The organism is Paenibacillus sp. GCM10023252, assembly GCF_042653305.1.
In the GTDB taxonomy this organism is placed as follows: Bacteria; Bacillota; Bacilli; order Paenibacillales; family Paenibacillaceae; genus Pristimantibacillus.
Window position 1 is genome coordinate 24,715 of the sequence record NZ_JBHSHW010000019.1, and the last position, 16,834, is coordinate 41,548.

General features: G+C 54.1%; 14 protein-coding genes and 1 pseudogene. 9 read left to right on the forward strand and 6 right to left on the reverse strand.

Translation table 11 applies throughout. From position 1 onward, the window contains the following. Positions 1–182: 182 nt before the first annotated feature. Complete coding sequence (locus tag ACFO9Q_RS10765; RefSeq protein ID WP_379181695.1) at positions 183–1,223, reverse strand: hypothetical protein; 1,041 nt, start codon at positions 1,221–1,223, stop codon at positions 183–185. A 142-nt stretch (positions 1,224–1,365) separates the two neighbouring features. Here ACFO9Q_RS10765 and ACFO9Q_RS10770 point away from each other — a divergent pair, with 142 nt between their 5' ends. From ACFO9Q_RS10770 to ACFO9Q_RS10795, 6 genes and pseudogenes are all read left to right on the forward strand, one after another. Then, positions 1,366–1,938, forward strand: coding sequence for a xanthine phosphoribosyltransferase (locus ACFO9Q_RS10770; protein ID WP_379181697.1), 573 nt, complete (start codon positions 1,366–1,368; stop codon positions 1,936–1,938). 80 nt (positions 1,939–2,018) lie between these two features. Continuing rightward, entirely contained in the window at positions 2,019–2,339 is a 321-nt protein-coding gene (locus ACFO9Q_RS10775; RefSeq protein WP_379181699.1) for a hypothetical protein, read from the forward strand. A 107-nt stretch (positions 2,340–2,446) separates the two neighbouring features. Further along, complete coding sequence (locus ACFO9Q_RS10780) at positions 2,447–2,662, forward strand: hypothetical protein (protein WP_379181701.1); 216 nt, start codon at positions 2,447–2,449, stop codon at positions 2,660–2,662. Between the two features lie 20 nt (positions 2,663–2,682). After that, positions 2,683–2,826, forward strand: a pseudogene (locus tag ACFO9Q_RS10785) (zf-TFIIB domain-containing protein); the annotation flags it as partial. Positions 2,827–3,249: 423 nt separating this feature from the next. Continuing rightward, complete coding sequence (locus tag ACFO9Q_RS10790) at positions 3,250–3,825, forward strand: xanthine phosphoribosyltransferase (RefSeq protein WP_379181703.1); 576 nt, start codon at positions 3,250–3,252, stop codon at positions 3,823–3,825. Positions 3,826–4,147: 322 nt separating this feature from the next. Continuing rightward, complete coding sequence (locus tag ACFO9Q_RS10795) at positions 4,148–5,023, forward strand: divergent polysaccharide deacetylase family protein (RefSeq protein ID WP_379181721.1); 876 nt, start codon at positions 4,148–4,150, stop codon at positions 5,021–5,023. Here the strand turns inward: ACFO9Q_RS10795 and ACFO9Q_RS10800 are convergent. After that, a complete protein-coding gene (locus ACFO9Q_RS10800; RefSeq protein ID WP_379181705.1) occupies positions 4,988–5,743 on the reverse strand; it encodes an N-acetylmuramoyl-L-alanine amidase family protein in 756 nt (251 codons plus the stop codon). The two genes, ACFO9Q_RS10795 and ACFO9Q_RS10800, sit on opposite strands and share 36 nt — an antisense overlap. 146 nt (positions 5,744–5,889) lie before the next feature. On the opposite strand from ACFO9Q_RS10800, the gene ACFO9Q_RS10805 reads away from it, so the two are divergent. Then, positions 5,890–6,090, forward strand: a complete 201-nt coding sequence (locus ACFO9Q_RS10805) for a YqzE family protein (protein WP_379181707.1) — start codon at positions 5,890–5,892, stop codon at positions 6,088–6,090. On the opposite strand, the gene ACFO9Q_RS10810 is transcribed toward ACFO9Q_RS10805, so the two are convergent. From ACFO9Q_RS10810 to ACFO9Q_RS10820, 3 genes are all read right to left on the reverse strand, one after another. Continuing rightward, positions 6,081–7,067, reverse strand: coding sequence for a hypothetical protein (locus ACFO9Q_RS10810; RefSeq protein WP_379181709.1), 987 nt, complete (start codon positions 7,065–7,067; stop codon positions 6,081–6,083). The genes ACFO9Q_RS10805 and ACFO9Q_RS10810 overlap by 10 nt on opposite strands. Positions 7,068–7,216: 149 nt before the next feature. Continuing rightward, on the reverse strand, positions 7,217–8,158 hold the full coding sequence (locus tag ACFO9Q_RS10815; protein ID WP_379181711.1) for a YqhG family protein: 942 nt from the start codon (positions 8,156–8,158) through the stop codon (positions 7,217–7,219). Further along, on the reverse strand, positions 8,155–9,975 hold the full coding sequence (locus ACFO9Q_RS10820) for a DEAD/DEAH box helicase (protein WP_379181713.1): 1,821 nt from the start codon (positions 9,973–9,975) through the stop codon (positions 8,155–8,157). The genes ACFO9Q_RS10815 and ACFO9Q_RS10820 overlap by 4 nt, the downstream gene beginning before the upstream one ends. Positions 9,976–10,224: 249 nt before the next feature. Between ACFO9Q_RS10820 and ACFO9Q_RS10825 the strand changes: the two genes are divergently transcribed. Further along, the gene (locus tag ACFO9Q_RS10825; protein WP_379181715.1) at positions 10,225–13,071 is read left to right on the forward strand and encodes an adenosylcobalamin-dependent ribonucleoside-diphosphate reductase; all 2,847 of its coding nucleotides are present in this window, start codon (positions 10,225–10,227) and stop codon (positions 13,069–13,071) included. Positions 13,072–13,539: 468 nt separating this feature from the next. On the opposite strand, the gene ACFO9Q_RS10830 is transcribed toward ACFO9Q_RS10825, so the two are convergent. Continuing rightward, entirely contained in the window at positions 13,540–13,695 is a 156-nt protein-coding gene (locus ACFO9Q_RS10830) for a hypothetical protein (RefSeq protein ID WP_379181717.1), read from the reverse strand. Positions 13,696–13,879: 184 nt separating this feature from the next. Between ACFO9Q_RS10830 and ACFO9Q_RS10835 the strand changes: the two genes are divergently transcribed. After that, the gene (locus ACFO9Q_RS10835; protein ID WP_379181719.1) at positions 13,880–14,755 is read left to right on the forward strand and encodes a tyrosine-type recombinase/integrase; all 876 of its coding nucleotides are present in this window, start codon (positions 13,880–13,882) and stop codon (positions 14,753–14,755) included. The last annotated feature ends 2,079 nt before the right edge of the window (positions 14,756–16,834 follow it).

A 16,834-nucleotide genomic window follows, 5' to 3' on the forward strand; every position in this document is an offset into this window, starting at 1 on the left:
TGACCCGCTTACGGGCCATCAGGATGAACCAGCCGAAGCTGATGAGGCTGAACAGCGGGTAGGGGTGGAGAGCGCCCTCCCAACCCTACCCTTGCATGACCCGCTTGCAGGCCATCAGGATGAACCAGCCTAGGCTGATGAGGCCGAACAGCGGGTAGAGGGTGGAGAGCAGCCTCCCAACCCTACCCTCGCATGACCCGCTTGCGGGCCATTAGGATGAACCATCCGAGGCTGATGAGGCCGAACATTGGGTAGAGAGTGGAGAGCAGCGTGCCGAAGCCGATCTGACTCGCCATATAGCAGATAGCCAGGATGACGAATGTAATGAGGCTTCTCGACCACTTCAGCCGCTCCTCCAGCTGGAGGGTGAGGCCATAGATGTCAGCGATGAGAGTCGTGAAGATCTCTGCGAAGATGAGAATAATATAGATCCACTGCACACTGTTGCCTAGCTGCCTCGCAATCCCGCCCATCGGAATCGCATATTGCTGTACGCCGGGCATATGAACCGATAGCGCAATATGTCCGACGAGCAGCATGAATCCGATTCCGATGCCGCCAATCCATGCCCCAATCTTAATAGCCTTGCGGTCCCGAATCGAAGCACCCAGCGGCACGAGGACAGCTTGGGCCATAGACAGATTGAACGCGGCGTACAGGAAGGGTGCGGTCCATGCTTCCCAAGGGGAGTAGTCGGTCGGCATAGTGAGGAAGCGGTCTGCTTCCGGCGTTGAGAACGTATCGGCCATAATGAACACGGTGAATAGGAGCATGAGCGGGACGACGATGGAGTTGACAGCGAGGATGGAGCTCATCCCTTTGCGAAGCAGCAGGAAGCAGGCGGCAACGGTAATGAGCAGCCCGGTCTGATAGGAGATATTCCAATTCTCATAGAAGATCGCGCCGGCTCCTGCCAGCATGACGGCGGTCACACCCATCAGAATAATAAGCATGAAGTGGCTCACCCACCGCCCGTATCGATCACCGAACAGCACCTTGTTCAAGTCCTCATAGGACTTCGCGCGAATGTCGCTGGCGATGAGCATCATTTTCGAACCGAGCCAGATGAACAAGCCCGTCGACAGCATTATCGTCCCTACACCCCAGTACCCATACCTTGTGAAAAACTGCAAAATCTCCTGTCCCGTAGCAAACCCCGCTCCGACAATCGTACCCATATAAGTAGCGGCCACCTGCAGCACCGTTAAGCTTCTTCTCCACATTGGCTTGTCCTCCGTTCATCCTCGTACTACCAACCTATGCCCAGGTGCAGACAAGCATGACTTTATTTCCATATGGGTTGCACAGCGCTCCTAACCTATGGTACGTTAACCAAAAGGATTCAGGTGGAGGGGACATCGAACAATGGATAGTCTAAAACAACGCATATTACAGGAAGGCTCAGTGCTGTCTAGCGACGTGCTGAAGCTGGATGCACTGATCAATCACCAGGTCGATCCTCTGCTGACGATGGAGATGGGCAAGGAGTTCGCGAAGCGTTACGCAGAGCAAGAGATTACGAAGGTCATTACTGTGGAATCGTCCGGTATTCCGGCTGCCTTCGCTACCGCTTCGGTGCTGGGCGTTCCGCTTGTTTTTGCAAGGCGCAAGAAGACGTTAATAGCTGACCCGGACGCTTACTGCGAGCGAGTACCGTCCTTCACCAAGGGCATTGTGACTGATATTATGGTGTCGAAGCAGTTTCTAACGAAGCAGGATCGGGTATTGTTCATTGATGATATTATTGCTAACGGAGATGCTGCGCGCGGCCTCATCAAGATCATAGAGCGCTCTGGCGCTCACTTGGCAGGTCTCGGCATTGTGGTAGAGAAGTCGTTCCAGGCGGGAGCCAGGACGCTTCGGGAGCAAGGCATTCGAGTGGAATCACTCGTGAGAATCTCTTCTCTGGACGATGGGATTATCTCCTTCGAGGACTAGATTCCAGCACTTTGCTACTGTTCCAGAGCGAATATATGACTTATACTAGGCTTAAGCGAAGAAGGGGAGGTACAACAATTATGGGGAACATGTCTGCTGAATTTATGAACACGAAGCTGCAGGATGCCAAAGTTCACTTCGAGCGTGCGCTCGATTGCAAGCATACGGAATTCGATGATCTCTATCCTTATATGATTGAACACCCGCAATTCTTCTGGTACAAACGATATGTCGCGTGGTCTGAGCTGCTTACGATCGTGAAGCTGTGCGAAGAGCTGGAGATGAGCTGGAAGGAACAATTCACAGAGCGGCAAGTCGACTATATTGGCAAGCGTGTTATGTCTTCACGTGTGCTGGATGACTGGTACGAGACGAATGACAGCAAGGAACATGTAAGCTAACTCGAATCATAGAGGACCTCAGGGTGGATGCAGCAGCTCCTCATTGAGGTCCTCTCTGTACTTCAGTTACATGGCAGGGTACATAGGATGCGGAAGAAGGTAAGGGAATGATACAGGACGAGCAGCTCGAGCATTACCGCCAGAGCGGCGAGCGAGTACGCATCGTGAGAGATGCGATAGAGCTTAATGATGTGATGGGAATCGTCGTGGCATGGGATGAGAAGCATGTCGCGATACGGCGTATGAACAAGCGAGTGGTGAAGGTCAGCCGAGCGCATCATATGGAAGCGGCGACTGACCCGCGAGGAAGTTATATCGAATAGCGACGAGGAGTGGGTACGTCATGAAATGTCCAATCTGTGAAGAAGTCCGCATGCGCGAAGTAGAGAAGGATGGCGTGCTCATCGATGTCTGTCCGGATTGCAAGGGAGTATGGCTCGACCGGGGAGAGCTGGACAAGCTCATGAAGGGTGTACATGAGATGCAAGGCGAGCTTCAGCGACTGGAGCAGCAGCTGGGAAGCATCCCAGCCAGTGGAGCGCCGGGAACGGCCGCACCTGCCGCACCTGCCTATCCGCCAGCACAGCCAGCGCCTGGTTATGGTACACCCGCTCCTGGATACGGCAATCAGACACCCGGGTACGGACAGCCTCCGGCTCCGCAGCCGGGAGGTTACGGTGCAGGACAGCAAGGCTACGGCACTGGATCTGGATCAACGCAAGGGTATGGCTCTGCGCCAGCTCCCGGCTACGGGAATAGCGGACAAGGCGGTTACGGCTATGGTCAAGGCCAGTACGGGCACGGCAAGCATGGCTATCCTTATAAGAAGAAGAAGACCGTACTCGATGTGTTCGGCGATCTTTTCGACTAGGGATAGGGGATAAGATAAGATAGGATAGGAGAGTAGAACGTGGAGCGTCTCATTCAGAAGATTAAGCAAGAAGGCACTGTCCTGAGCGACGGAGTATTGAAGGTGGATACGTTCCTGAATCATCAGATTGATCCCCAGTTGATGTGGGACATTGGCACGACGCTGAAGTCTCTCTTCGCTGAGAGCGGGGTGACCAAGGTGCTCACCATTGAGTCATCCGGTATTGCACCGGGCGTCATGGCAGCGATGCAGCTTGGGGTGCCGCTCCTGTTCGCTCGCAAGCGCAAGTCGCTTACGATGCGGGATGATCTGTACACGGAGCGGGTCTATTCCTTCACGAAGCAGGAGGAGAGTGAGGTTACAGTGTCGCGCAAGTTCCTGAGTGAACAGGATCGCGTGCTCATCGTTGACGACTTCCTCGCGAACGGCGAGGCAGCGCTTGGCATGGCTAGAATTGTCGAGCAAGCAGGCGCTTCCGTCGTCGGCATTGCCATTGTGATCGAGAAGTCTTTCCAGCCGGGCAGAGATAAGCTGCTCGAGCTTGGTTACCGGGTGGAATCACTTGCCCGGATCGCGTCCTTGCAGGACGGACAAGTAACATTCATAGAGGACTAAGAGAGAGCTCTTACGTGCAGCAGCACGTGGGAGACTCTCTTTATTTTTTGGCCTCTTCGTGGATAAATTACCTCCTCTCCACACACAATGACAACATGTGGAGGTGTAACAACTTATGACAACGATTAGACGAGTCAACCGTACAAGGAGTCGTTACCGGATTATTCGCATCATCTGGCAGAGCGCCCTGCGCCAGCCCCTCTCAGCACTCTGGGGCAGCTGCGTGGAGGGCCGTCGCTTGGAGGCCCGCCGCAGCTGCACGGTCCGCTCCATCTGGCGAAGCGCCAGCCAATGCCGGCTCCATACACTGCTCTTAGCAGTCATGCTTGTTGGCCTCTCGGCCCCGCAAGCGCAAGCTGAGCCGGCATCTAAGCTGCCATCAACCTTGGCATCCACGCAGGCGGCTAATCCAGGAGGAGCATACGCGGCCCCAGTTCCTGCCCCTGCCCCCAAGGGCGGCATATACAAGGCCCCCGAGCATGCCAAGCAATCTCTCCATCAAGTCGCTATCGTCATCGATGACTTCGGCAACGGAATGATGGGGACGGAGGAGATGCTGAAGCTTCCCGTTCGCTTCACAGCGGCGGTCATGCCCTTCATGCCGACGACGAAGCAGGATGCAGAGGCAGCCTACAAGCTGGGCAATGATGTCATCATCCATATGCCGATGGAGCCTAACCGCGGGCTGAAGCGTTGGCTCGGTCCCGGCGCCTTGACCTCGGATCTAAGCGATAGCGAGATTCGCAAGCGGGTAGAGGACGCCATTAAGGACGTCCCGCACGCCATCGGCATGAACAATCACATGGGCTCTAAGATTACAGCTGACGAGAGAATCATGCGTATCGTCCTGACCGTCTGCAGGGAGCATGGCCTGTTCTTCCTGGACAGCCGGACGACGTACAAGACCGTCGTACCGAAGGTAGCGAAGGAGCTGGATGTCCCGCTGCTCTCGAATGATGTATTCCTCGATGATGTATACACAGCCGAGCATATATCCGGTCAGATCGGCATGCTGCGCAAGTGTATCGAGCAGGATGACAGCTGTATCGTTATCGGGCATGTAGGGCCCCCTGGACGGATAACCGCGTCTGTGCTGCAGCAGTCCATTCCACAGCTTAGATCCAGCGCTGAATTCGTTAAGACATCGAGCTTAGTCAATTACTTAATGAGCGAGCAGCTTATAATGCCTCACCCCTGAGGCGATGGCCGAGGCAATGACAGTCTGTTGATGTACGTTCGTCAGCATGGCCCGATCCTCGGCATTCGAGATGAACCCCATCTCGACGATGACGGCCGGCTGCTTCACCCGGTTCAGCAGATAGAACGGCTTGCCTCTCCTAGGGAGGTAGGCCTTGTTCTGCTGCACATTCAGCGCATCCTGAATGCAGTAGGCAAGCAGGGCGCTCTCGCCATTGTCCTGATGGAGGACAAGCGGTCCGCGCACGGCAGGGCTCCTAGACCAGTTCACATGCAGGCTGAGGAGCATCTCAGTATGAATCTCTCCCGTAAGCTCCGTACGCTGTGACAGGTCACGCTGATGACGTGAACGCGAGTTATGCCACCCATTGTCGTCGCTGAGCGCATAATCGCCCGTCCGGTTAAGGACGGCGTTCACTCCCTGACTGCGAAGCAGCAGATAGAGCTTGCGTGCGATGGCTAGATTAATATGTTTCTCCAGGACATCCTCATGGAACGCTCCGCCGTCAATTCCGCCATGGCCGGCATCAATGAGCACAGAGACAGATGGTGTTGTCCAATGATGCGCAGGATAAGCTTCATCCGGAATGAAGGCGCGGGTCTGCGGTGTGGCGGAGACAGTCTTCGCAGAGGGAGCAGCCGGCAAGGGCATGCTGCCTAGCAGCAAGGATGCGGTCAGCCCCGTCGTAACCGCATATCTAATCATCCACTTCTTAGACATTCATCTCTCTCCTCTAACCGTCGGGTTCGTTAATCTAGAGTTCCTTGTTCATAGCGTGGCTCAACAGAGGAAATGTCATACACGTATGACCATTGAAGCATGCGGGCAAGCTTAAGATAACAATCTTGATAAGGAGGCATACCGATATGGCCGTTGTTAAGAGCGATGAACTGATCAAGTATATGACGCAGAGAGTCGTCACCTACATCGAGACCCCGCGTGAAGAACGAGAAAAAACCAGAGCATCTGCAAAGGTCACAAGAGAACCTTGGCTGACACGCTGGTTCGGCTGGGGGCCGGTTGGCGTTATGATGTGGTGGAAGAAGCAGACAAGCCGTCAACGATAGAACGATCCTAGCCGAGCGAGCAGAGTAAGGGGGATATAACGCACATGGTCTTCCTCACCGCTGGATTGCAGCGCGGCATAGACAGTCCCTTCGTTCCACCCATGGTAGCCGATGACGGACCAGACGAATAAGGCAGTCCCCTCATAACGCTCGGCAGCGTACCTGATCTGTTCATCGCTGTCGAGCAGGGCAGGCAATGTGAAGCTTACTTCCGCTTGACCTCCTGCTTCACCTCCAGCACCACCTCCAGCACCTCGTCCAGCGGACCGACCTGAGCCTTCAGCATCCATAGACAGAGATAGAGGAGAGGCCGTGAGCCATGGCATCCTGTCGTACACATCGAAGGGCTCATTCGTCCGCATTGTTGTAAGCGCTGCTGTCAAGCTCCTCAATCCGTCCCCAAGGACGTTAGCTTCCGCGAGCCTCGTCTCCTTCCACAGCTCCTCACCGAGAGGGAGCCACTCCCCGCTCGCTGCATCCGCATACTCGAAGGAATCCGAGTCCGTCTTCACCTTCCATACCGCCAGCAGCGGATGGACATATTCCCGAACCGCGGAGAGCGGCGCCCGCTCCAGCTCGAGACGCTCTATGGCTCCTCTCAGCACAATCGCATCGTAGAGAGGGTGGCTGCCGAGGCCATATTCACCAAGAGACAATCCACCATCATCCAATGCTTGCACGACGAGATACCCGACCGTCACCTTCTTCTGCTTCACCAGGACGAGCCAGCTATGTGTGCCTGGTCCGAGCGGGGACGTCTCATAGCCTGCACCGCGCCAAGCGTGGAACGCATCGTTCTTCGACAGCTGACCGATCCATCGTTCTACATGCTGCTGCAGGAGGCTTGTCTTAGGGGGAGCTGCTCCTACAGCTGCAACCGCCATGTTAGCAGAGGTTGCAGAGACAGCCGTGAGGCCAGAGCCGCTTACGAGCAGGGTAAGGAGCAGGAGGATAGAGAGGGGGAGCCGGATGCGCATCGTAATCGTCCTTCCTTCTTGAGACCGAATTAGAGTTACCCCTATTGTAGAGGACAAGCCCGCCGAAGGCTGTTGCTTGCTGTCGGGAGCTCGATGGGGAATGTGTGCCTTTTTTTGGCCCATTAGGGCATAATCCGTCAGCTTCTAGCCTAATCAATACCTGCCAGGTGAAAAATCCCGCAATTAATGGTGGAAGCCGTCACCCTTGGCTCATACTGCCACTTAATCTCTGCCAATCTCTGCGTATATTGCTCCTGAATCGGTTCTCGATTCTCCTCCAGGGCGGATGCAAGCAGCGGCTCGAAGTACCCTTCGACACGCTCCAGCTCTTCCTGAAGGCGGGCGGCTGCGTCGGCGGCCCAGCTGTAATCGTACGTCTTCAGCTTCTTCTCCAGCAGTCCTTCCATAATAGCCAGCGCCTTGCTATAGGAGATGCCATTCTTCGTCAGATGAACGTTCGCAGGCAGTCTAGGCGTGAGCTTCAGCCCGAGCAGCTGCTCGTGGAACCCTTCCACGCAGTGTCCGGTAGCCAGCGAGACGCCGAAGCTGTGAATCTCCTCGCGCTTGCGGTCACAGGCGAACTCCACCTTCATATTGACACCGAGCCATGCGGTATAGGGAACCGAGCTGAGAGGACTAGCTGCCCGGCGATCCGGCTCTTGGAACAAGTACACATAGCTGCCGCCTTCTCTCGAGGAGTCGAACAGCTGCTCCAGCTTGCGTGAGCCGAAGTGCAGATCCTCTCGCGGAATGCGACGGACGGTGTTCAGCGAACCATGGACATACCCCAGGCTTCGGCCGATGATGGACTGTGCAGCTGCTTCCTGAGCATCAGCTGGGGGCTCCTCCTTCGCCGGCTCTTCCATCGCGGCATCATACTTATCCTTGTCGATGACTAGCAGATACGACATCGTCTCCGGCTCAGCTCCTGTGCGATCCACGAAGCTCCAATAGTAGGGACGGTTCGTCAGCTGCCGATCCGCCTGCGGAGACAGCTTCACCGTGAAGTGCGCAGGCGACTTCTCTACGATCGTGCACCCAGTCGCTTCGAGGTAGCGATGCACGAACTTATGAATCAGCTTCTCGTTCACGGACGCACCTCCACCGTCTGGCCCAGGTTGTTCAAGGTTGAGCGGAACGGCGCGTCAGCCGCAGGCTCCAGAGGGAGCTCGCTCTTCACTTCCTCACGAATGCGGTTCAGGGAAGAGCCGAGATGGTCAATCCCATGACGAAGCTCCGAGTTCGATTCTGACTCCAGCAGCATCCGCGCCAGACGCTGCTCCAGCGTTCCATCCCCTTGCTCGAACCGCTCGAGGATGTTGTCCAGCTCCCCGATGACCAGCTCGAACAGATTAATCTTCTCATGCAGCAGCGAGACGATGTGCTCCTCTATCGTTCCCAGCGTGCATAGATTATAGATTCGCACATCCTCGGTCTGTCCGAGCCGGTGTACGCGGCCAATTCGCTGCTCCACGCGCATCGGATTCCACGGCAGGTCGAAGTTGATCATATGGTGGCAGAATTGAAGGTTAATGCCCTCGCCGCCAGCCTCTGTCGCTATGAGCACCTGAGCGCGCCCACGGAACAGATCCATCATCCAATCCTTCTTGCCCCGATTCATCCCGCCCCGATACGGCACCGCTATCATATTATTCGTGCGGAAGAAGTTCAGCAGATATTCCTGAGTGGCCCGATACTCGGTGAAAATAATAACCTTATCATCCATCCCCTTGACAAGCTCCATCGCCTTCTCAGCCTTCGTGTTGGACTTGATCCCCCGGATGTATTCGACCAGCTCCCAGATCTTCGGCCGCATCGGCGAATCCTCCGGCGTCTTCTTGAACATATTCACGAGCGTGAGGAACACTGCGTCCCGTGACGAGCACACCTCCCGCTGGAGCGTGACGAGGGAGAGCGCGCTCGACAGGTCGCCGCCGCTCTCGTCATACCGCTCCTTCACGAACCGGGTGACGGCGTCGTACAGCGCCTTCTCATCCTCGGAGAGGATGAGCGGAATGTTCTTCACGAACCGCTTCGTGAAGTGGATGCCGCCATCTCCGCGGCGGTTGCGGATCATGACGCCGGACAGCGCTTCATGCAGCTGATCCTCGTTCTTCGGCTGTCGCTTGTCCACGACGAAGTTGGCCGCGAAGTCGCTCTGGCCGCCAAGCTGGCCCGGCTTCAGCAGCGTGATGAGGTTGAACAGCTCATCGAGATTGTTCTGAATCGGCGTCGCGGTGAGGAGGAGGCAGTACTTCTTGCGAAGCTGAAGGACGAATTGGTAGTTGGTCGTCTTCTTGTTCTTCAGCTTATGCGCCTCGTCAATGATGATCAGGTCATAATCCATGTTCAGCAGCAGCTCCCGATGCGGGTCGCGCTTGGCCGTATCCATCGAGGCAACAACGACATCGTACTGCCAGGTATGCTCCTTCTTCTGCGCGACGGCGGCAATCCCGAACTTCTGATTCAACTCGCGGACCCATTGCAGCACGAGAGAAGCGGGAACGAGGATGAGCGCCTTGCGCACGAGCCCGCGGACCATGTACTCCTTCAGCACGAGCCCGGCTTCAATCGTCTTGCCAAGCCCTACCTCATCCGCGAGGATGGCACGTCCGCCCATCTCATGGACAACCTTGCGGGCCGTAGAGATCTGATGCTCCATCGGCTCGAAGGATGGGAGGCTGCGCATGCAGAGCAGCTGATCGAAGCTCTCAATCCGCTTCGCTTGCTCCGCTTCAACCGCGAGCTGATATAACGTCCAGTCATCCCATGGACCGTTCTTGGCGGCACGGCTCTGCAGCTCCTCGAACCAGGCATGGTCGAACTGCAGATCAACGAGCGGATGCAGCTTGCGTCCCGCCGCACCTGGTTGTCCAGCGCTTGCAGGGGAATTCATAGATGAAGACATGTGTCGTTGCAGCTCCTCTCTCACAGCCCAGTTAGATAGGAGTAGTATTGCCTTTTCATAAGCTTTTATAAGAAAGGGTTAAAAAAAGAGGTAGGACAAGCAAGAGAGAGATAGAAGAGGAGTAAGCAGGCAGAATCGACAAATTCCCCGAAATCCATAGATGTGGCCCCATATGTAGTATAGTATAATGAGAAACGCACACAATATATTGTACCAATATCATACAATAGATGAAGCAACTAACGACATATGGATAGCGGTGCATCGGAGAGGGAGGTTGTCACGAAGTTGGAGACGACACGGGGAAGCAAGCTTGAAGGGTTAAGCGAGAAAATATTTTTGGACCGGTATGCTTGGAAGAATGCCGATTCAGGAGAGACGAAGGTAGGAGACGTCGTCCTGGTCTTAACGAAGGATGACCCGAAGTTCCCGGCTAAGGAAGTCGGCGAAGTAATCGAGCGGAGCGGCAGTGAAGTAACGGTGCGGCTGCGCAGTGGAGATACGGTCAAGTCATCGGTTGAGAAGCTAACCTTAACGATTGAGAAAACACCGGAAGAAATGTGGGACCGCCTAGCTGGCGCGATGGCTTCTGTCGAGGATACCGAAGAGAAGCAGAAAACGTGGAGCGAGCGGTTCCGTTATATTTTAGAAGACTGGAAGCTTGTGCCTGGCGGTAGAATTGCAGCAGGAGCGGGAGCGAGCGAAGAGTTAACGCTGTTCAACTGCTACGTCATTCCGTCACCGAAGGACAGCCGCGGCGGCATCATGGAGACGCTGTCCGAGATGACAGAGATTATGGCGCGCGGCGGCGGCGTAGGCATTAACCTGTCGTCCCTTCGTCCTCGTCGTTCAATCGTAGCCGGCGTCAATGGTTCATCCAGCGGTGCCGTATCCTGGGGCGGACTGTTCAGCTATACGACTGGACTGATTGAGCAGGGAGGTTCCCGCCGCGGAGCGCTCATGCTTATGATTAACGACTGGCATCCGGACGTAATGGACTTCATCACCGTCAAGCAGACGATGGGCCAAGTGACGAATGCAAACTTGTCGGTCTGCGTTAGCAATGACTTCATGCACGCGGTGAAGGAGGATCTGGACTGGGAGCTCGTGTTCCCGGATACGAAGGATCCGTCGTATGACGAGCAGTGGAATGGGGATCTTGAAGCCTGGCGTCAGCTTGGCAAGAAGGTCATTCCTTACAAGACCGTCCGCGCGCGCGACGTATGGCATACGATTATGGAGTCGGCTTGGAAGTCCGCTGAGCCTGGCGTTGTGTTCATGGAATACTATAATCAGATGTCCAACTCGTGGTACTTCAACCCAATTATCTGTACGAACCCTTGCGGCGAGCAAGGACTGCCAGGCTGGGGCGTCTGCAACCTGTCTGCGATGAACCTGTCCAAGTTCTATGATGAAGAGACGGGCGATGTCGCGTGGGATGAGCTGTCTAAGGTTACCCGCTGGTCGACGCGCTTCCTCGACAATGTCATCGACAAGACGCCGTACCACTTCCCTGAGAATGAAGCGAACCAGAAGCTCGAGCGCCGCGTCGGTCTGGGTACGATGGGACTGGCAGAGCTGATGATTAAGCTTAAGATTCGCTACGGAAGCCCGGAATCACTCGTATTCCTGGATAAGATATACGGCTTCATCGCCCGCGAATCGTATATGGCTTCGACTGAGATTGCTGCTGAGAAAGGTTCGTTCCAGGCCTTCGATGCCGAGAAGTTCCTGCAGAGCGGCTTCATGAAGAATATGGTCGCTGAGTTCCCTGAAGTGGGAGAAGCGGTACAGAAGCGTGGGATGCGTAACGTCACGGTCATTACCCAAGCGCCGACAGGCAGTACGGGCACGATGGTGGGCACATCCACTGGCATAGAGCCTTACTTCGCCTTCGAATACTTCCGTCAGAGCCGTCTCGGCTTCGACAAGCAGTATGTGCCGATCGCGCAGGAGTGGACGGATGCGCATCCGGGGCAGGAGCTGCCGGATTACTTCGTTACTTCGATGAGCCTCTCGGCCGAAGATCATATCCGTGTTCAGGCGGCAATTCAGCGCTGGGTAGACAGCTCGATCTCGAAGACAGCGAACTGCCCGAGCGACTTCACCGTCGAGGATACGAAGCGCCTCTACGAGCTTGCCTTCGAGCTGGGCTGTAAGGGCGTCACGATCTACCGCGACGGCAGCCGCGATGTGCAGGTGCTGTCTACTTCCTCGAAGAAGGAAGAGGACGGGGCTGCAGCTTCGGCTGCTGCCGCAGCTGATGGACCGCAAGCCGCGAGTGATGCGGATGCTGGGCTGGTGGGAGCAAGTGCTAGTGCTGCGGATGCTGGACTCGTGGAAGCGAGTGCTGGCGCGGGAGGTGCTGGACTAGCGGGAGCGAGCGTTGCTGGTGCAGGCGGCCACAGTGCTGCAGGCGGCAACACTGCGGCAGGTTCAGCGGCTCTGACTGCGGCGAGCGCGGATGCCGGTGCAATTGGCGGGCTGAATGCCACGTTGAACGCGGCGGTTACACCGGCTGCAGAGCAGGTGTTCGATAAGGAATACAAGCGTCGTCCGCAAGTGCTGCGAGGCGCCACTTACAAGGTGAATACGCCGTTCGGCATGGCTTATATTACGATTAACGATCTCGACGGCATTCCGAGCGAGATCTTCCTGAACGTAGGCAAGGCCGGCTCCGACGTATTCGCCATGGCGGAAGCGCTGGGCCGCGTATGCTCCTTGTTCCTTCGCTACGGCGATCATGGCAACAAGGTGAAGCTGCTGATCAAGCATCTCAAGGGCATCGGCGGCACCGGCGCCATCGGCTTCGGCGCCAACCGCGTCGAGTCGATCGCGGACGCGGTCGCGAAGTCGCTCGAGATCCACATGGACAGCGTCAGCGAGCAGGCCGCTGCCTCTTCGGCACCGCTACCTGCGAGTGCAGCGCCGGCTGCTCTGACTGCGCCAGCAGCTGCCGCGGCTCCAGCCTCGGCTGGGTACAAGAGCGGCGAGGTTAGCTCGCGCGATCTCTGCCCATCCTGCGGCTCCGCTTCGCTGCTGAACGTCGAAGGCTGCAAGCAGTGCAGCAACTGCGGCTACAGCAAGTGCAACTAACTTTATAGCAATTGGTTTCACCGATAGCATCGGGAGACTCGGCTGTCCTTCACGGGACGGCTGGGTCTCCCGTTTTTTATTCGGCAGCATCCATATTCTGGCCTAGAACCCTGTGCGATTTGGCCTTCCTTCCAAGAACATACTCGTATTTTATTTGGAATTAGCACGGACACAGAGAGTGTTCGGACGATTTTTTCACAGTATCCAGTAATTAGAAGAGAATGCTATAATGGGAAGGAGTAAGCATATGGAAATATCTATAAACAAGCGATCCTCGGACACATTGGGAGTCAAGTTAATTAAGTTCAACACAGAGGACTTAGACAAGATTCGTGCAATTCCAGGAAGGAAGTGGGAACAGTCTGAATTAGTGTGGAGCGTGCCCTACACGATGCAGATTGTTGAGCATCTACTCGTCACATTCGCTGGCCGCAGAGTTCAGTGGGATGAGGTGTTAACCAGTGAATGTTACTTGCTTGTTGGCAGGGATATAGGAATTAATTCAGGTAGAGAAGCTAGAGCAGGTAATGCTGGTAATACAGCAAGTGCAGCAAGTGCAGCAAGTGCAGCAAGTGCAGCAAGTGCAGCAAGTGCAGCAAGTACAGCAAGTACATCAGGTGTCATTCGTCCAACGAACTCATTCCAAACTTCAAATGTATCAGCTTCAAGTGGGTCAAATGGCTCAAATGAATCAACCCCAAAGAGTCCAACCAATTCTAGCAGGGCATCTAGATCAAACAGTAGTGATGGTCCTTCAGTCAGCGAATCTAATCTAGTTGGGCCTAGCTTAGAAATTATCCCTAATGGAATGCCTTGGGATATTGTCCACAAGAAGAGACTGAGAGAACAACTGCAACTAAGAGGATACAGTCAGAAGACGATTAAGGTGTATACCGGCCAAGTTGTGAGATTCATAGGTTATACGAATAAGCTGCTTCCTACTCAGTCACATCGGTCACATCAGTCACCTCAAGCTCAACGGCTTCACAACCAGCTTCAGACCTATTCACTCCATCTGCTCGAACAGAAGCGCTCGCACTCGTATGTCAATCAAGCCATAAGCGCTATCAAGTTCTATCTAGAGAAGGTGCTGCTCTACCGTGATTCTACCCCTTACATAAGACCTAAGAAGGAGAATAAGCTGCCGGATATTTTGTCACTGAGCGAAGTCATGCGACTGCTCAAGGCATTAACTAATCCGAAGCACAGAGCCATCCTATATCTAACTTATTCGTCTGGTCTAAGAGTGGGGGAGGTAGTACGGTTGCGGCCAGAGGATTGCGACCACGAGCGCAAGACCTTACGAATTCGACAAGGCAAGGGCAGGAAGGACCGGTTGACGGTCTTGTCAGAAGCAGCATGGGAGGTGGTGCAAGTGTATGTAGCGAAGGAGAAGCTGGACCGATGGTTATTCCCAGGCCAATACGAAGGGACTCACTTAACTGAGCGATCGGTTCAGAAGGTGTTCGAGCAAGCGCTGACCGCGTCCGGCATCAAGAAGAAGGTCAGCATCCATTCGCTGCGCCATTCCTTCGCTACTCACTTGCTAGAGGGCGGCATCGACCTCCGCTACATCCAAGAGCTCCTCGGCCACCAGAGCAGCCGTACGACCGAGCGCTACACCCATGTGAGCGTCAAGGATGTCCGGCGCATCAAGAGCCCTCTGGACCAGATGGGGGAGTGAGGGATGGGGCGGCAGGTGCAGAAACTCCCCTCATTAATTACGAATTTAAGCACCACCTACAGAAACACCCCTTATTCTAAGCTTTTCTGTATACGTAAATAAGTTGTTATCTGAAACTCCTGAAGTAACACAATGGAGAGACGCCCATCCGAAATCGTCCAGGATAATAGTGGACGGTTGCGGAACGCAAGATCTGATTCATGAGGCAGTGGAAAGGCCTCATGACGGTTTTCTCCCCTCCCCCTAAACACCAAAAAAGAATAAACACTGCGACAAAACATGTCTAAGAAATTGAATAGATGAAATAGTTAGTTGGAGAATGGTGCGACTTCGGCAGAACGTTACGCCAGCCATTAGAATAAGGAGACAAGTTGGAGTCGCCGTAGAATAAATAAATGAAATAAAAAGATTGGAATTGAAAAAATGAACCACATAGTTAGTTGGAGCGTCCAGTTACTTCGGCAGAACGTTACGGCAACCGGTAGAATAAAGAGTCGTTTTCGAGTCGCCGTAATTAAAGAATGACTGAATAAAAGGAATCTAAAAGAAGCGAAAGAAATTAAGTCAAAAGAAGGGGGGGGGAGAAACCTAATAAGATCTTGCTTGGGCATATCAAAACGGAGCATCAGATAACACAGTATTCACGCATCGGGGCATTCGCCCCTCGGTCCGGATCCGATGAAGAAGAGCCGCGGGTAACACAGCCCGGACACACCTGCAAGGCTAAGTGGCGGAGCCACCCGGCAAACTGGTCGCTTCGCTTGACCAGAACTGCAGCTTAAGCCTTTCGGCGTCGTGAATACAAGAACGTTATGTGCAATTTGACCCGAAGATACAGCGAGTAAAAGAATAGGTTATGCGTACTACGAGAGCCATCTTAAATCAGGAAGAACATGAAGTATTTCAGGTTCGAGGGATCTAGGGACAGCGTGGTCGGCAATTAAAGAGAGACATAAGGACATAGATGGATATATTTTGGAAGCGTTAGGTGCCTGAAAGTAGAAGAGATGAAGAGAGTATTTTGGAAGCGTTAGGTGCCTGAAAGTAGAAGAGATGAAGAGAGTATTTTGGAAGCGTTAGGTACCTGAAAGTAGAAGAGATGAAGAGAGTATTTTGGAAGCGTTAGGTGCCTGAAAGCAGTAGAGATGAAGAGAACATTTTAGGAAGCGTTAGGTGCCTGAAAGTAGAAGTGATGAAGAGAGTATTTAGGAAGCGGTAGGTGCCTGAAAGTAGAAGGGATGAAGAGAATATTTTAGGAAGCGGTAGGTGCCTGAATGTTGTAAGAATAGGTTAGTTTAGCAAGGGAGATTATTCGGGGAAGCAGAGATTGTCGGTGTCTAGGAACCGCGAGATTAGGCATTGTAGCGGAAGCATGAGGGATTATCGAAGAAGTGTTCATGGAAGCAGATGGCGAGCGAGACTTGGTGGTTGTGAGGTGCGATGAACGTGAGCGGACTTTTCTCAAGAGGGGTTCGAGCTCGGAAGCAGATGAAGCGAAAGGCAACATGAGGCGAAAGGTCAAACTACACATAACACTGTACTCACGCATCGGGGCATTCGCCCCTCGGTCCGGATCCGAAGAAGAAGAGCCGCGGGTAACTCAGTCCGGACACACCTGCAAGGCTAAGTGGCGGAGCCACCCGGCAACCTGGTCGCTTCGCTTGACCAGAAGGGCAGCTTAAGCCTTTCGGCGTCGTGAATACAAGAACGTTATGTGTAATTTGACCCGAAGATACAGCGAGTTAAAGATTAGGTTATGCGTACAACGTGAGCCATCTTAAATCAGGAAGAACATGAAGTATTTCAGGTTCGAGGGATCTAGGGACAGCGTGGTCGGCAATTAAAGAGAGACATAAGGACATAGATGGATATATTTTGGAAGCGTTAGGTGCCTGAAAGTAGAAGAGATGAAGAGAGTATTTTGGAAGCGTTAGGTGCCTGAAAGTAGAAGAGATGAAGAGAGTATTTTGGAAGCGTTAGGTACCTGAAAGTAGAAGAGATGAAGAGAGTAATTTGGAAGCGTTAGGTGCCTGAAAGCAGTAGAGATGAAGAGAACATTTTAGGAAGCGTTAGGTGCCT

Bases quoted from the DNA above. Each gene is read 5' to 3' on its own strand.
- ACFO9Q_RS10830 (WP_379181717.1), bottom strand. From the start codon at position 13,695: ATGACACCTGATGTACTTGCTGTACTTGCTGCACTTGCTGCACTTGCT.
- ACFO9Q_RS10805 (WP_379181707.1), top strand. From the start codon at position 5,890: ATGGCCGTTGTTAAGAGCGATGAACTGATCAAGTATATGACGCAGAGA.
- ACFO9Q_RS10765 (WP_379181695.1), bottom strand. From the start codon at position 1,223: ATGTGGAGAAGAAGCTTAACGGTGCTGCAGGTGGCCGCTACTTATATG.
- ACFO9Q_RS10800 (WP_379181705.1), bottom strand. From the start codon at position 5,743: ATGTCTAAGAAGTGGATGATTAGATATGCGGTTACGACGGGGCTGACC.
- ACFO9Q_RS10780 (WP_379181701.1), top strand. From the start codon at position 2,447: ATGATACAGGACGAGCAGCTCGAGCATTACCGCCAGAGCGGCGAGCGA.
- ACFO9Q_RS10810 (WP_379181709.1), bottom strand. From the start codon at position 7,067: ATGCGCATCCGGCTCCCCCTCTCTATCCTCCTGCTCCTTACCCTGCTC.
- ACFO9Q_RS10835 (WP_379181719.1), top strand. From the start codon at position 13,880: ATGCCTTGGGATATTGTCCACAAGAAGAGACTGAGAGAACAACTGCAA.
- ACFO9Q_RS10825 (WP_379181715.1), top strand. From the start codon at position 10,225: ATGGATAGCGGTGCATCGGAGAGGGAGGTTGTCACGAAGTTGGAGACG.
- ACFO9Q_RS10770 (WP_379181697.1), top strand. From the start codon at position 1,366: ATGGATAGTCTAAAACAACGCATATTACAGGAAGGCTCAGTGCTGTCT.
- ACFO9Q_RS10775 (WP_379181699.1), top strand. From the start codon at position 2,019: ATGGGGAACATGTCTGCTGAATTTATGAACACGAAGCTGCAGGATGCC.
- ACFO9Q_RS10820 (WP_379181713.1), bottom strand. From the start codon at position 9,975: ATGTCTTCATCTATGAATTCCCCTGCAAGCGCTGGACAACCAGGTGCG.
- ACFO9Q_RS10795 (WP_379181721.1), top strand. From the start codon at position 4,148: ATGCTTGTTGGCCTCTCGGCCCCGCAAGCGCAAGCTGAGCCGGCATCT.